Consider the following 486-nt stretch of genomic DNA (forward strand, 5'->3'; position numbering starts at 1 on the left):
ATTGCCGTGCCGCGCGCCCTGGCGCCCGGCACGGCTTCCTGTCGCCTGTTCATTCGAGGAACGAGCCGATGAGTCACGAGCCGGAAACACTGAAATTCGCCTACTGGGTGCCCAACGTCAGCGGCGGCCTGGTGGTCAGCAAGATCGAGCAGCGCACTAACTGGGATATCGACTACAACCGCAAGCTCGCGCAACTGGCCGAGCGCAACGGCTTCGACTACGCGCTGTCGCAGATCCGCTTCACGGCCGGCTACGGCGCCGAGTACCAGCACGAATCGGTGGCGATCAGCCATGCGCTGCTGGCCGCCACCGAGCGCCTCAAGGTGATCGCCGCGATCCTGCCGGGCCCCTGGCATCCGGCGGTGGTGGCCAAGCAGCTCGCCACCATCGACCAGCTCACCGGCGGGCGCGTTGCGATCAACGTGGTCAGCGGCTGGTTCAAGGGCGAATTCACCGCGATCGGCGAACCCTGGCTCGAACACGACG

At 66.3% G+C, this 486-nt stretch carries 1 protein-coding gene; it reads left to right on the plus strand.

The window, feature by feature from the left end:
* Nucleotides 1-68: 68 nt before the first annotated feature.
* The coding region (locus FQ746_RS30430; protein ID WP_144113528.1) for an LLM class flavin-dependent oxidoreductase at nucleotides 69-486 on the plus strand (418 nt) is incomplete at its 3' end.

Source organism: Paraburkholderia sp. BCC1886, from assembly GCF_900996245.1.
In the GTDB taxonomy this organism is placed as follows: domain Bacteria; phylum Pseudomonadota; class Gammaproteobacteria; order Burkholderiales; family Burkholderiaceae; genus Paraburkholderia.